Annotated in this window: 12 protein-coding genes; 5 read left to right on the plus strand and 7 right to left on the minus strand. The window is 58.9% G+C overall.

Annotation, left to right across the window (positions count from 1 at the left end):
- The first annotated feature begins 179 nt into the window (after nucleotides 1–179).
- Nucleotides 180–992 (plus strand): posphoenolpyruvate synthetase regulatory kinase/phosphorylase PpsR, encoded by an 813-nt coding sequence (ppsR, locus tag G5367_RS02725; RefSeq protein WP_421243755.1) that lies wholly within the window; start codon nucleotides 180–182, stop codon nucleotides 990–992.
- A gap of 239 nt (nucleotides 993–1,231) precedes the next feature.
- Here the strand turns inward: ppsR and G5367_RS02730 are convergent, their stop codons facing one another.
- Nucleotides 1,232–1,528: a hypothetical protein gene (locus G5367_RS02730; RefSeq protein ID WP_257492992.1), complete on the minus strand. Its 297-nt coding sequence runs from the start codon at nucleotides 1,526–1,528 to the stop codon at nucleotides 1,232–1,234.
- A gap of 386 nt (nucleotides 1,529–1,914) precedes the next feature.
- Between G5367_RS02730 and G5367_RS02735 the strand changes: the two genes are divergently transcribed.
- Entirely contained in the window at nucleotides 1,915–3,297 is a 1,383-nt protein-coding gene (locus G5367_RS02735; protein WP_005352966.1) for an amino acid permease, read from the plus strand.
- Nucleotides 3,298–3,397: 100 nt separating this feature from the next.
- On the opposite strand, the gene G5367_RS02740 is transcribed toward G5367_RS02735, so the two are convergent.
- On the minus strand, nucleotides 3,398–3,724 hold the full coding sequence (locus tag G5367_RS02740) for an ArsR/SmtB family transcription factor (RefSeq protein ID WP_128815807.1): 327 nt from the start codon (nucleotides 3,722–3,724) through the stop codon (nucleotides 3,398–3,400).
- Between the two features lie 105 nt (nucleotides 3,725–3,829).
- Between G5367_RS02740 and G5367_RS02745 the strand changes: the two genes are divergently transcribed.
- Entirely contained in the window at nucleotides 3,830–4,900 is a 1,071-nt protein-coding gene (locus G5367_RS02745; RefSeq protein ID WP_421243756.1) for a permease, read from the plus strand.
- Nucleotides 4,901–5,026: 126 nt separating this feature from the next.
- On the opposite strand, the gene G5367_RS02750 is transcribed toward G5367_RS02745, so the two are convergent.
- Nucleotides 5,027–5,737: an HAD family hydrolase gene (locus G5367_RS02750; protein ID WP_421243757.1), complete on the minus strand. Its 711-nt coding sequence runs from the start codon at nucleotides 5,735–5,737 to the stop codon at nucleotides 5,027–5,029.
- 203 nt (nucleotides 5,738–5,940) lie between these two features.
- On the opposite strand from G5367_RS02750, the gene G5367_RS02755 reads away from it, so the two are divergent.
- Nucleotides 5,941–7,494 carry a methyl-accepting chemotaxis protein gene (locus G5367_RS02755; protein WP_421243758.1) on the plus strand — a complete coding sequence of 518 codons (1,554 nt, stop codon included), beginning with the start codon at nucleotides 5,941–5,943 and terminating at the stop codon, nucleotides 7,492–7,494.
- A gap of 90 nt (nucleotides 7,495–7,584) precedes the next feature.
- On the opposite strand, the gene gcvP is transcribed toward G5367_RS02755, so the two are convergent.
- From gcvP to gcvT, 3 genes are all read right to left on the minus strand, one after another.
- Nucleotides 7,585–10,461 (minus strand): aminomethyl-transferring glycine dehydrogenase, encoded by a 2,877-nt coding sequence (gene gcvP / locus G5367_RS02760; protein WP_421243759.1) that lies wholly within the window; start codon nucleotides 10,459–10,461, stop codon nucleotides 7,585–7,587.
- Between the two features lie 298 nt (nucleotides 10,462–10,759).
- On the minus strand, nucleotides 10,760–11,149 hold the full coding sequence (gcvH, locus tag G5367_RS02765) for a glycine cleavage system protein GcvH (protein WP_005333898.1): 390 nt from the start codon (nucleotides 11,147–11,149) through the stop codon (nucleotides 10,760–10,762).
- Between the two features lie 85 nt (nucleotides 11,150–11,234).
- Nucleotides 11,235–12,332: a glycine cleavage system aminomethyltransferase GcvT gene (gcvT, locus tag G5367_RS02770; RefSeq protein ID WP_201941542.1), complete on the minus strand. Its 1,098-nt coding sequence runs from the start codon at nucleotides 12,330–12,332 to the stop codon at nucleotides 11,235–11,237.
- On the opposite strand from gcvT, the gene G5367_RS02775 reads away from it, so the two are divergent.
- Nucleotides 12,309–12,536 carry a hypothetical protein gene (locus tag G5367_RS02775; RefSeq protein ID WP_265783502.1) on the plus strand — a complete coding sequence of 76 codons (228 nt, stop codon included), beginning with the start codon at nucleotides 12,309–12,311 and terminating at the stop codon, nucleotides 12,534–12,536. The genes gcvT and G5367_RS02775 overlap by 24 nt on opposite strands.
- 212 nt (nucleotides 12,537–12,748) lie before the next feature.
- Here the strand turns inward: G5367_RS02775 and G5367_RS02780 are convergent, their stop codons facing one another.
- Complete coding sequence (locus tag G5367_RS02780) at nucleotides 12,749–14,017, minus strand: FAD-dependent 2-octaprenylphenol hydroxylase (RefSeq protein ID WP_421243792.1); 1,269 nt, start codon at nucleotides 14,015–14,017, stop codon at nucleotides 12,749–12,751.
- Nucleotides 14,018–14,147 lie beyond the last annotated feature (130 nt).

Genomic DNA, 14,147 nt, shown 5'->3' on the forward strand with positions numbered 1-14,147 from the left:
GGATGGTCGAATGACCGGAACATTCTACAATGGCGACACAAAAAGATAACGATTCAGGTTTGCAAGCCACTTCACAACTTGGGCACAGCAGACCGGTTGACAAAACTGGTATGGTTTCGGGAGATACTTCTCACCCTTTACCCCATGCGACCCCACCCGCGGTATCACAGGAGCCCTACGTGCACACCGTATTTTATGTTTCAGACGGCACCGCCATCACCGCCGAAGTGTTCGGCCACGCGGTACTGAGCCAGTTTCCGCTGGCCTTCGAGCAGATCACTATCCCCTTTGTGGAGACACTGGAGAAAGCCCGTCAGGTACGGATGCGGATCTACGAGCAGTTCCGCCAGACCGGGGTACGCCCCATCCTGTTTCACACCATCGTCGACCCGCTGGTACGGGAAGAGGTACTGAAATCGGAAGCGTGCGGCCACGACTTTCTCAATACCTTCGTCAGCCCGCTGGAGCAGGAGCTGGGGGTAAAAGCCGAGCCCCGCCTCCACCGCACCCACGGTATGGAGAACCGCAAGCTCTATGACGATCGCATCGAGGCGGTCAACTTTGCGCTGGCCAACGACGATGGCATCACCACCAAAGAGTACGATGAGGCGGACATCATCCTGATCGGGGTCTCCCGCTGCGGCAAGACCCCCACTAGTCTTTATCTGGCGCTGCAGTTTGGCATTCGCGCCGCCAACTACCCCTTTATCGAGCAGGACATGGGGATGCTGGAGCTGCCCGCCCCCCTCAAGGCCAACCGTCACAAGCTGTTTGGCCTCACCATAGCGCCGCAGCGGCTGCACGAGATCCGTAACCAGCGCCGCGCCAACAGCCGCTACTCCTCCATCGAACAGTGCGAGCAGGAGCTGGCCTGCGTGGAGAGGCTGTTCCGCCAGGAGGCGATCCGCTTCCTCGATACCAGCTCCCACTCGGTGGAGGAGATCAGCGCCAAGGTTCTCGAGGCAACCGGTCTGCGCCGCCAGCTCTGTTAAGCCAGCTTGACAGCTATCGGCATCAACAAAAGATAAAAATTACAGTGTCGCGGCGAAAGTCAGCTGTGGCGAACTGCAATTCACATAGATGACAGTGAAAAGCGTGGATAAAAAAGGGATAAGCACCACAAATGCTTATCCCTCTTCTTGTCGACCTTAGCGTTGTGCCCTTGTCACCTGCTGCCAGTTAGCCGCTATTCGATTCCGTTCTGCTGCGCTCGGCAAACACCCAGCGTTAACTAACGATTGTGCTCAGGGTTGTTCATCAACCGGGCATAGAAGGCCAGCAAACCGTGGCGCAGGCGAACCCGCTCCGCCAGCCAGCCGCCAACGAGCGCCCCCGTTACCCCACCCACCAGCAACAGCGACTGCCAGTAGTGCAGCAACTCCTGATCACCGAGTAACAGCCAACCCAGCAACATAATCGCGGCCACCAGCAACAACAGCGGACTGGCGGCAATCCCTAACCAGAGCGCCACCAGTACACCCCGGGCAACCCCTTGTTGCAGCACGCTTTCGCGCTCTCTGTACTCCAACTCCCTGCACTCTTCCCTGTACTCTCGCTTGTTTGGCATCATTTGCATCCATTTGTGGCCTGGCACCACAAAAGCACACCAACAATACAAAATGTCAATAAAACAGAATTCGATTGTGCAAACATCAACCAGAAACTACCAAGAAGCCTCTTCAGATCATGAAAAAGCTGCCTTTGGTACAAAACACGGCCATTAGAGATGGAAAACAGGTGCATTCATGGCGGATTATCACTATTCTGCTTCGGTTGCCAGCCAACACTAAAAATTGAAAATGGCATGGCGTAACGAAATAAATACAGCTTTCGTCAGGTTTTGGCTACGCACTGCGGCCTGCTCAGGATGAGCCCAACACCGACCAGAGACAACAGAGACGTAAGGACAGACCCATGGATTTGAAACAAGACGGTGAGGAGCTGAAGCGCGGCCTTAAAAACCGCCACATTCAGTTGATTGCTTTGGGCGGCGCCATCGGCACCGGCCTCTTTCTGGGCATTGCCCAAACCATCAAGATGGCAGGCCCCTCAGTCCTGCTGGGGTATGCCATCGGCGGCTTTATCGCCTTCCTGATCATGCGCCAGCTCGGTGAAATGGTGGTTGAAGAGCCGGTAGCTGGCTCCTTCAGCCACTTTGCCTACAAATACTGGGGCGAGTTTGCCGGTTTTGCGTCCGGCTGGAACTACTGGGTGCTCTACGTGCTGGTGAGCATGGCCGAGCTGACCGCAGTGGGCATCTATGTCCAGTACTGGTGGCCCGAGATCCCGACCTGGATGTCGGCAGCCTTCTTCTTCGTGCTGATCAACGCCATCAACCTCTCCAACGTCAAAGCGTTTGGCGAAATGGAGTTCTGGTTCGCCATCATCAAGGTGGTCGCCATTATCGGCATGATTGGCTTTGGCGGCTATCTGCTCCTCTCCGGTGCCGGCGGCCCCGAGGCGAGCGTCACCAACCTGTGGGCTCAGGGCGGTTTCTTCCCCAACGGCATCAGCGGTCTGGTGATGGCGATGGCGGTGATCATGTTCTCCTTCGGCGGTCTGGAGCTGGTGGGCATTACCGCCGCCGAAGCGGACAACCCAGAGAAGAGCATTCCCAAGGCCACCAATCAGGTGATCTACCGCATCCTCATCTTCTACATCGGCGCTCTGGCTATCCTGATGTCCCTCTACCCCTGGGGTAAAGTGGTGGAAGGCGGTAGCCCGTTCGTAATGATTTTCCACGCTCTGGACAGCAATCTGGTCGCCACCGTGCTCAACATCGTGGTACTGACGGCGGCACTGTCGGTCTACAACAGCTGCGTCTACTGCAACAGCCGGATGCTGTTCGGGCTGGCCAAACAGGGCAACGGCCCGAAAGCCCTGCTCAAGACCAACAAGAGCGGCGTGCCGCTGGTGGCCCTCTCGGTCTCGGCCATCGCCACCCTGCTCTGCGTGCTGATCAACTACCTGATGCCGGGCAAGGCGTTCGGTCTGCTGATGGCGCTGGTGGTCTCCGCACTGGTGATCAACTGGGCGATGATTAGCCTCGCGCACCTCAAGTTCCGCAAGGCCAAGGTCGCAGAAGGCGTCCAGCCCAAGTTCAAGGCGTTCTGGTATCCCTTCGGCAACTATCTCTGCCTCGCGTTCATGGCTGGCATTCTGGTGATCATGTATATGACCCCCGATTTCCGCATCTCGGTCGAACTGATCCCAGCCTGGCTGGTGGTACTGGGTATTGGCTTTGTCATCAAGCGCAAAGGACAAGCTCAAAGCAAGGTCGCAGCCAATCTGGGTTAATACCCGAATCTAGCGACATCAATGCAAAACGCCGATCACATGATCGGCGTTTTTTTATTGCGCTCAGCGCAACTGACCGCACTACTAGCAGCCATAGCCCTCAGGATGGCAGCTCTTGCCTTTGATCTTGCCGATGCTCCGGGCTGTTGACGCAACACTCATCGCGGAAAAAGGCGATGATCTCCTCCAACACCGCGTATTGAGAGACGCAAAGCAGGGTGCGACTCTCCCGGTTTTGCTTCACCAGCCCCACCGAGACCAGCGCCGCGATATGGTGGCTGAGGGTGGAAGCGGGGATCACCAGCTGCTTTTGCAGCTCACCCACCGGCAGCCCCTGCTCTCCCGCCTTGACCAGATGCTTGAAGATAAACAGCCGGGTCGGATGACCCAGCTCTTTCAATGCCTTGGCGACCTCTTCTAGTTGCATCTCTGCGCCCTCCACGAATTTGATATTTCGATAATACCAGAAATATCTTGACCGGCCACTCATTTCGATTATTTTGGAAATATAGAACCAAGTGAGGATACGACAATGAATGAGTGGTTAACCATGCTGACCGATGCAGCCCAGATGTTCCTGTTTCTGGCTGTCGAGCTGTCGGTTCTGTTTCTGGTCATTAGCGCCGGGGTCGGCCTGATCCGCCAGAAGATCCCCGACGAGAAGATCCAGCGGATGCTGGGGGCACGCCATGGCAAAGGCTATCTGCTCTCTGCCCTGCTCGGCGCCGTCACCCCCTTTTGCAGTTGCTCCACCATCCCCATGCTGAGAGGGCTGCTCTCGGCCAAGGCTGGCTTTGGCCCCACTCTCACTTTCCTGTTTATCTCGCCACTGCTGAACCCCATCATCGTCGGCTTGATGTGGGCCACCTTTGGCTGGAAAGTGACCCTGCTCTACGCCGTGATCGCCGCCAGCGTCTCCGTCATGGCGAGCATGCTGCTCGACAGATTGGGGTTCGAGCGCCATGTCATCGACCCCAAAGAGGCCACCCCCTCTTGCGGTAGCGGCTGTGGCCTGGCGACCCGCACCACCACTCAAGCACATTGCAGTGACAACCAACGCGGCGCCATTCGCGCAATCAAACCCCTCAACGGGGCAGCGTGCTGCCCGGCACCGCAACCAGAGATGGCAGACCAGGCCACCCTCTCCTGCTGCGGCGATGGCACGGCAACCCTTACCCGTGCACCACAGCTCCCCACCGCCTGGGTCAAAGCTCGCCTCGATGCCTGGCAGCAGTTCAAAGCGGTATTGCCCTTCCTGCTGCTGGGGGTGCTCATCGGCTCGTTTATTTACGGTTTTATTCCTGCCGAGTGGATCGCCACCCATGCTGGTGCCGACAACCCGCTGGCCATCCCCTTCAGCGCCATCGTCGGGATCCCGCTCTACATCCGTGCCGAGGCCGTGATCCCGCTGGCGTCGGTACTGCTGGGCAAAGGGATGGGAATGGGCGCCGTCATGGCGCTGATCATCGGCAGTGCCGGTGCCAGTCTGACCGAGGTGATCCTGCTCAAATCCATGTTCAGAACCCCGATGATTGCGGCCTTCCTTACCGTGATCCTCGGCATGGCGATCCTGATGGGCTACCTGACGCAACTGCTGTTTTAAGTCGCCCATCATTAAACAGACAGGGTGTTAAGCCAGCTGAGTGTGAAACCATCAGGCTTCCCATAGACAAAACGCCGATCAACTGATCGGCGTTTGTCTATTCCGTACGGCAATCTGCAACCGGCGTTACAGATATTGCCCGACGATGGGGAGCAGATCCTCGACGTCACGGGCGATATGGTCGGGTTGGTGTTCCCAGCGCTCCGGGGTCGCGCGGCTATAGGCGACAGCCACCGAGATCACACGGCTCTGCTCGCCAAGCGCCCTTTGCAAATGACGGGCAAACTGCACATCCGCTTCATGGTCACCGATATAGATCAGCGACTGGCACCTGGCTGGGCCGAAGATAGACTCCAGACATTTGAGGCCACCGAAAGGATGAGGTTTTTGCTGCTGTCCGGGCACGTCATCATAGCCGACCACAGCCTTGAACAGGCTGTTCACGCCATGCTGCTCCAGTACCCAGCGAATGTTCTTTTGGGAGTTCTGCGAACAAATTCCGTGGGGAATGGCAGAGAAATGGTCAATCACCGCCTCCAGCCCCGCAAAAAAACGCACCTCGGTCCGGTTCATCTCCTGATGCTTGGCCCACAGACTGCCAGCCAGCACCATCTCGTCCCGCGACAAACCGTAGTAATCCATATAGAGCGCCTGCCAGTTCTTGGCGGAGTGATTGGCATGGTGATACTCCGCTTCGCTGCGCAGATAGCGCGGCAGATGTTCTCCGGTCAGATGGGGGGCGACCTCAGCCAGGATCTGCTTGGTGATATCGATATTCTTCGGCACCGAATTGACCAGAGTACCGTCATAATCCCATAAAATCGCATCCAACTTCATTGCGTTACCTGTCTCGCTGCACAGCCATAAGTCACGCCATGTTACTTGGCTTGCCTTTCCTCGCCAAACCGCGCTGTAAAAATGTGAGACCCGTCCCGTCCCCACGCAGTAGCACAAGAGTTAATGTGTAACAACACAATAAATGAACATCCTCTGCCATACTCAGGCGAAGCATTCCGTTATGGCAAAACCGGAGCCTGAACATGGTAACCAGTACACTTCACACCACAGATACCGAGGTTGAATTTACCGATAATGTGCAGTTGGTATCGACGACCGATCTCAAAGGGGACATCACCTATGCCAATCCGGCATTCTGTCAGGTGGCAGGCTATCGTCTGGAAGAGATGCTAGGGCAGCATCACAACCTGGTGCGCCACCCCGACATGCCCAAAGCAGCATTTGCCGATCTCTGGGCCCACCTGAAGGCGGGCAAGCCATGGCGAGGCATGGTAAAGAACCGCTGCAAAGATGGTCGCTATTACTGGGTAGATGCCTACGTCACCCCGATTTATGAAGATGGCAAGATGGTGGGTTATCAATCCGTCCGTTGTCGCCCCACTGCGGAGCACAAAGAGCGGGCCAGCAAGATGTACAAGGCTCTTAAAGCCCGCGAAACCGGCTCTGCCATTCACATGGGACAGCGCCTGATCACGCCAACCATGATGACCATCCCCCTGCTGTTAGTTTGTGTTATCAGCGCAGGCTGGCTACTCCCACCACTGCAAGCGCTCTGGATCATCATTCCCCTGTTGACCGCCATCTGGTTCAACCGTAATTCTCTCTTCCGCACGCCGCGATACTTGCAGCAGCTCGAGCAAGACTACGACAGCATTAGCCGCCTCATCTTCTCGGGGGATGCACCCCATAGCATTGCCGATTTCCATATCAAGCTGTGGCAAGCCAGAATCCGTACCGTGCTGGGAAGGGTCGATGACACGACTGTCTCGCTCAACGCCATGGCCAACAACTTGAGCGGTTCGGCAGCATTGGCCAGCCAGGATATCTCCGCACAGGATATGCAAATTCAGCAAGTCGCCACCGCAGTCACCCAGATGGCATCGGCTGCCGAAGAGATTAGCCGCAACATTCAGGACAGCAGCCACCAGATCGAAGAGGCCCGCAGCCACTGCATCACCACCAGCGAGCAGCTTTCGGAAGCGGGAGAAGAAATGTCGGCGCTGGCAACCCAGGCGGAGCAAGCCTTCCAGTCAGCCGTCGAACTGGCGAGTGAATCTGAGCGTATCGGCAGCATAATGAGCGAAATTCGCGGTATTGCGGATCAAACCAACCTGCTGGCGCTCAATGCCTCCATCGAAGCTGCGCGGGCTGGCGATCAGGGGCGCGGCTTTGCGGTGGTGGCAGACGAGGTACGCAGCCTTTCGACCAGAACCCATAAGGCGACAGAGCAAATCCAGAACAGCATTGGCCATATCCAGCAAACCCTGGGGGAATGGAAAGAGATGATGCATCTCAATGTGACCAGAACCAACGCCTGCCTCGCCACCACCCAGGCAAGTACCGGCAACCTCAATCAGGTTGTGGTCGAGATAGACAAGGTCTCTGATTTTTCCAACCAGATAACCGCCGCAGCTACCGAGCAACAAGCGGTCATCGAGGAGATCAGCCGCAATATCAACCAGATATCCTCGCTCTCTCACGATAATAGCCTCAAAATCGATCAGGTCAGTGAAACCAGCGCCAACTTGCAGACCAAAGCGAGCCAGCTCAAGGACTTAAGCCGGACCTTTGGATAGCCGTAGCAATCAGATGACATATAAAAAGGGCCACCCGTTTGGGTGGCCCTGTTGTTTAGTATTGTTTAGTACGCGATTCTGAACACGCCTTTACTTGGCGTATTCCTCGGTCGGGATGCAGGAGCAGAACAGGTTGCGATCGCCGTAGACGTCGTCGATGCGGTTGACTGACGGCCACAGTTTGGCGGCACGCACGGCGTTGGACGGGAAGACCGCCTCGGCGCGGCTGTAGCCACGATTCCACTCTGCATCCATCACGTCATCCTGAGTGTGCGGTGCATGGACCAGCGGATTGTCGGTGAGGCTCCACTGCCCCTCCTGCACCTTGGCAATCTCGGCGCGGATGGAAGTCATCGCCTCGACGAAGCGGTCCAGCTCGCGCTTGGATTCCGACTCGGTCGGCTCGACCATCAGGGTACCCGCGACCGGGAAGCTCATGGTCGGTGCGTGGAAACCGTAGTCCATCAGCCGCTTGGCCACGTCCATCTCGCTGATGCCGGAGGCCTCCTTGAGCGGGCGGATATCCAGAATGCACTCGTGGGCGACACGACCGTTACGACCGGAGTAGAGCACCGGGAAGGAGTCACCCAGCTTCTTGGCCAGATAGTTGGCGTTGAGGATGGCCACCTGAGTGGATTTCTTCAGCCCCTCATCACCCAGCATGGCGATATACATCCAGCTGATGGGCAGGATGCTGGCCGAGCCGAACGGTGCGGCCGACACGGCGCCGTTGTTGCGGCTCTCCTTGTCGGTCTTGACCACGGCATGGCCGGCCACGAACGGCGCCAGGTGTTTCTTCACGCCGATGGGGCCCATGCCCGGGCCGCCACCGCCGTGAGGGATGGCGAAGGTCTTGTGCAGGTTGAGGTGGGAAACGTCCGCCCCGATAAAGCCCGGCGCCGTCAACCCAACTTGCGCGTTCATATTCGCACCGTCGAGGTAAACCTGACCACCGTGCTGGTGAACGATGTCGCACACCTCCTTGATGGTCTCCTCATACACCCCGTGGGTCGAGGGGTAGGTCACCATCAGACAGGAGAGCTGCTCCCCCGCCTCGGCCGCCTTGGCGCGCAGATCGTCGAGATCCACGTTGCCGGATTTGTCACAGGCGGTGACGATCACCTTGAGCCCCGCCATCTGGGCAGATGCCGGGTTGGTGCCGTGGGCAGAAGCCGGAATGAGGCAGATATCGCGATGCCCCTCACCACGAGACTCGTGGTACTTCTTGATGGCCAAGAGACCAGCGTACTCACCCTGCGCCCCGGAGTTGGGCTGCATGCAGACCGCATCGTAACCGGTCACTTTCACCAGCCAATCTTCGAGGTCGGCCAGCAGCAGCTGGTAGCCCTTGGCCTGCGCCAGCGGCGCAAACGGGTGCAACTTGCCAAACTCGGGCCAGGTCACCGGGATCATCTCGGCAGTGGCGTTGAGCTTCATGGTGCAGGAGCCCAAGGAGATCATGGCGTAGTTGAGGGCCAGATCTTTCGCTTCGAGACGATGGATATAACGCAGCATCTCGGTTTCGGAGTGGTACTTGTTGAACACCTCGTGGGTCAGCACGGCGTCGGTGCGCAGCAGATCCTGCGGGATGGCGTGATGGGTCTGGGCCGCCTTGTCGAGTGCCTCGATATCCAAGCCATGGCCTTGACCGAGGAACAGATCGAACAACTCGGCCACATCGCCGCGAGTGGTGGTTTCAGAGAGGGAGACCCCTACCGCACCGTCGAGGTCTGCACGCAGGTTGATGCCATTAGCTTCAGCCTTGGCAATGAGTGCTGCTTTATCTGCCGTCAGCACGGTCAGGGTATCGAACCAGCTGGCATGCTTGAGGGCCACACCCTTGGCCTTGAGGCCAAGCGCCAGAATGGTAGTGAGACGGTGCACGCGGGAGGCGATGGTTTTCAGCCCTACCGGACCGTGGTAAACGGCGTAGAAGCTCGCCATATTGGCCAGCAGCACCTGTGCGGTACAGATATTGGAGTTGGCCTTCTCGCGGCGGATATGCTGCTCGCGGGTCTGCATCGCCATACGCAGCGCGGCCTTGCCACGGGCATCCTTGGAAACGCCGATAATGCGGCCCGGCATGGAGCGCTTGTAGGCATCGCGGGTGGCGAAGAAGGCGGCGTGGGGGCCACCGTAGCCCATGGGCACACCAAAGCGCTGGGCGGAGCCCAACACCACGTCGGCCCCCAGCTCGCCTGGGGATTTGAGCAGCAGCAGGGAGAGCAGATCGGCGCTGACGCAGGCCAGTCCTTTCTGGGCCTGTACCGCGGCAATCAGGGCACGCAGATCTTTCACCTCACCTGTGGTGGTGGGGTACTGGAACAGGGCACCAAACACCTCTTCGCTCACCGCATCGCTCGCGGCGCCAACCGCCACGTCGAAACCGAAGTGAACCGCGCGCTCCTTGACCACGTCGATCACCTGCGGGTGCACATCATCGGCCACGAAGAAGAGGTTGGATTTTGACTTGGCCATCCGCTTGGCCAGCGCCATCGCCTCGGCGGCAGCGGTCGCTTCATCCAACAGGGAGGCACTGGCCAGATCCATGCCGGTGAGATCCAGCGTCAGCTGCTGGAAGTTGAGCAGGGCTTCGAGACGGCCCTGCGCCAGCTCGGGCTGGTACGGGGTGTAGGCGGTATACCAGCCCGGGTTTTCCAGCACGTTGCGCAAAATGACGTGGGGCACATGGGTATCGTGATAGCCCATGCCGATATAGCTCTTGGCAATCTTGTTCTGGGCGGCATAGCCCCTGAGCTTGGCCAGCGCCTCTACTTCGGTCATGCCGGCACCGATGCCGAGCGGGCCCGGCAGGCGAATGGCGGCGGGCACGGTCTGTTCAATCAAATCGTCCAGGCTTTCGGCCCCAACGGTCGCCAGCAGTTGGCGCAGCTCTTCCTCGCCCGGGCCGATATGGCGGCGGACAAAATCGGTTTTTTGCTCGAGTTCAAACAGTGACTGGGTCATTTCCCTATTTCCTGATAAATAAGTCCTGGCATGACATCCTGATAACCAAGACCTGATGTTCCTGATCGTCGGCTGATACCGACTCCACTCATGTTCTGGGTCCCGCAGACAGGGTGCGGCACCAGATGCTACGGCAGCATCAAGAGGGGATCGCCTTGTTGCGGACCGGCCCGTTTGCCCCCTAGGCACCTAGGCTGGCAAACGGCAGGCGCGGGCGACTTCACCCTTCCACCGGCCGGTGCTTGCCCGGCTGGCTGTCATACAAAGGGGCCCTGCTGTGTTGGCAGGGCCCGGGGCATTACTCTTCGTCCACCACGTTCTGGTAGCCTTCGGCATCCAGCAGGTTGGCCAGCTCGCTCTCGTCATCGAGCTTGATGCGGAACAGCCAGCCAGCGCTGTAGGGATCGGAGTTGACCAGCTCGGGGCTCCCTTCCAGCTCTTCGTTGACGGCAATGATCTCGCCGCTCACCGGGCTGTAGATGTCGGAGGCCGCCTTGACCGACTCGGCCACGGCGCAGTCGTCACCGGCACTGACCTGCTTGCCCACTTCCGGCAGCTCGACAAACACCATGTCACCCAGCAGCTCCTGGGCGTGCTCGGTGATACCGACCACGGCCTCGCCGTTGGCTTCAACACGGATCCACTCGTGGGAAGTGGCATATTTCAGTTCGCTCGGGATATGGCTCATTTGTGCTTCCTTTGATCTTTGAGTCGCGTTTAAAAACGAATATGAAAAGGGATGGGGGGAGGCACAGCCCTCCCCCAAGACGATGTTAAACCAGCTTCTGGCCGTTACGGACGAAAGCGGGCTTGGTGACCTTCACGGTGACCAGCTTCTTGCGGATCTCCACCTCGGCCAGCTCACCGATATCACGGGGCACCCGCGCCAGGGCAATACTGTAGCCCAGGGTGGGGGAGAAAGAGCCGGAGGTGATCACACCTTCCCGCTTCTCACCGTTTGCCGCGGTGAAGGTAACGGGCATACCGGCACGCAGCACCCCTTTCTCTTCCATCACCAGACCCACCAGCTTGGGCTGGTTGCCCGCCGCTTTCTGCGCTTCCAGCACGTCGCGGCCGATGAAGTTGCGATCGCTCGGCTCCCAGGCGATGGTCCAGGCCATGTTGGCAGCGAGTGGAGAGACTGACTCGTCCATATCCTGACCGTAGAGGTTCATCCCCGCCTCGAGGCGCAGGGTATCGCGGGCACCGAGGCCGCACGGGGCCACGCCGTTATCCAGCAGTGCCTGCCACAGCTCGCAGGCTTTCTCTTGCGGCACCACGATTTCATAACCATCCTCGCCGGTGTAGCCGGTGGTGGCGATAAAGAGATCGCCAGCCTGCACGCCGAAGAAGGGTTTCATCCCCACAACGGCGGTACGCTGGGCGGCGCTCAGCACGGCTGCGGCTTTGACCTTGGCGTTGGGGCCCTGCACCGCAATCATTGCGAGCTCGGGACGCTCGGTGACTGTGATATCGAAATCGATGGCGTGATGGCGGATCCAGGCCAGATCCTTCTCGCGGGTAGCGGAGTTGACCACCAGCCGGTAGAAGGTATCGGTCAGGTAATAGGTGATGAGGTCATCGATCACGCCGCCTTCCGGATTGAGCATGCCGCTGTAGAGGGCCTTGCCGGGGACAGTGAGTTTGGCCACGTCGTTGGCCAGCAGGTGTTGCAGAAAGGCTTTGACCCGTTCGCCGGTCAAATCGACGATGGTCATGTGGGAGACATCGAACATACCGGCATCGCTGCGCACCGCGTGGTGCTCTTCCAGCTGGGAGCCGTAGTTGATGGGCATTTCCCAACCGTGGAAGTCCACCATCTTGGCGCCGGCTTCCAGGTGTTTGGGATGCAGTACAGTAGTCTGGATCATCGCATTCTTTCCTTAGCAAAAAGCCTTTTCGCTTTAGCGACCACCCTTGCGACCCGCGCCACCGCACTGACTGCACCGCGTGCAGCAAAAAGCGACCGGATCCAAAAGTGTGTGCTCGCTCCTGCCCTTGCCAGGCAAGAGGGATTCCTTGAACGGAGCGGATTATATGATAAGCAGGCGAGCGTGCCGCTCAAAAAAAACTAATCCTCTCCTGTAAAACTGACTCCAGACACTAAGATAAATGCAGTGATAAAAACAGCCATAAGCCGACTCAGGCGAGATTAAATTTTGATTTTTACCGTTTCGTCACAATTTGCAGAAAAACGTTTCGCTCCAGAGCAAAATTAAAGGCTGACACCCAGAACGGGTCATCAGCCTTGTCGGATTACTTTTGTTGTCAAAAAGCGCGTGTAATATTAGTTTTTTTCACCCTTGGCCTGCATGGCACTGCCCTTGGTCGCCGCAACTGCCCAGTCAGGACGGGCCAATGCGGGCAACTCTCCCTCCAGCCCCATGGCTGCGCGGATCACCCCCTCCTTGAACGGCGTCAGCAGGTTGGCCGCGCGCAGTCCCACGCCCCGCACCAGCTTCTTGAGCGGGTTGGCCCCGCTGAACAGCCGCTTGAGCCCCTCCATCGCAGCGAGCATGCGAGCCGCTTCGCTCTTGCGCCAGCGCTCGTAGCTGCGCAGGTTGGCGAGCAGGCCGATATCCTCACCCGCGGCATGATTTTGCAAGATCTGCTCCGCCAGCGCGGCAGCATCCAGCAGGCCAAGGTTGACCCCCTGCCCCGCCAGCGGGTGGATGGTGTGGGCGGCATCTCCCACCAGCACCAGCCGCTCGCGGGCAAAGTCGCGAGCATAGCGGGCGGTAAGAGGAATCGCGCTGCGCGGCCCCTCCACCTTGCACAGACCGAGCCGTGCATCGAAGGCGGCGGTAAGCTGGCGATTGAACTGCTCGTCATCGCAGGCGCAGAGCGCCTCGGCGCGGGCCGCAGGCAGCGACCAGACGATGGAGCAGAGGTTATCTTGCCACAGCGGCAAAAAGGCGAGCGGGCCATCCGGGGTGAAGATCTGGCGTGCCACCGCCTCGTGGGGCTCGGCACAGCGCACCGTTGCCACCAGGGCGTGGTGGCCATAATCCCAGCTGGTGAGCGGGATATCGGCCTGACGGCGCACCCAGGAGTGGGCGCCATCGGCAGCCACCACCAGTTTGGCCGAGATGGCCTGACCATCTTCAAGGAGCAACAAGGCGCCCGCCGGGCCGCTCTGCAGGCTCTTGGCTCTGGCGGGGGTCAGCAACTGGATATTGCTGGCACCTTTAATCGCCTCAAGCAGCGCCAGCTGGATCACCCGATTCTCGACGATATGGCCGAGGTTGGCCTGACGCAGGCTGGCGGCATCGAAGTCGATATGGCCGAAACTGTCCTGCTCCCACACCGCCATCTTGTCATAGGCCTGCAGGCGGCGCGCTTCAATGCCGTCCCAGGCGCCAACATGGCGCAGGATCTGCTGGCTGGCCAGACTCAGGGCGCTGACCCGGTTATCGGCCACCTCCCCCAGCTGCGGGTCGGGCAGTTGTCCCTCCACCACCAGCACCTTGAGGGCGCTATGTTTCAAGGCCGCAGCGAGCCCCAGCCCCACCATGCCGCCACCGACAATCACCACATCCACATTTTGCATCTGCATCATCTCATCCTTTCAGGGCTGACCGGCTGGCCAGCGAGGGGACGCCCGCAGGCATCACCTCTTTATTCAATAGGTTTTGCTCAACGAATGGCGGTCACCATCTTCCGGTCAACAGGTTCCACTCAACAAG

The organism is Aeromonas sp. 604282, from assembly GCF_049170575.1.
Classification (GTDB): Bacteria; Pseudomonadota; Gammaproteobacteria; order Enterobacterales; family Aeromonadaceae; genus Aeromonas; species Aeromonas veronii_A.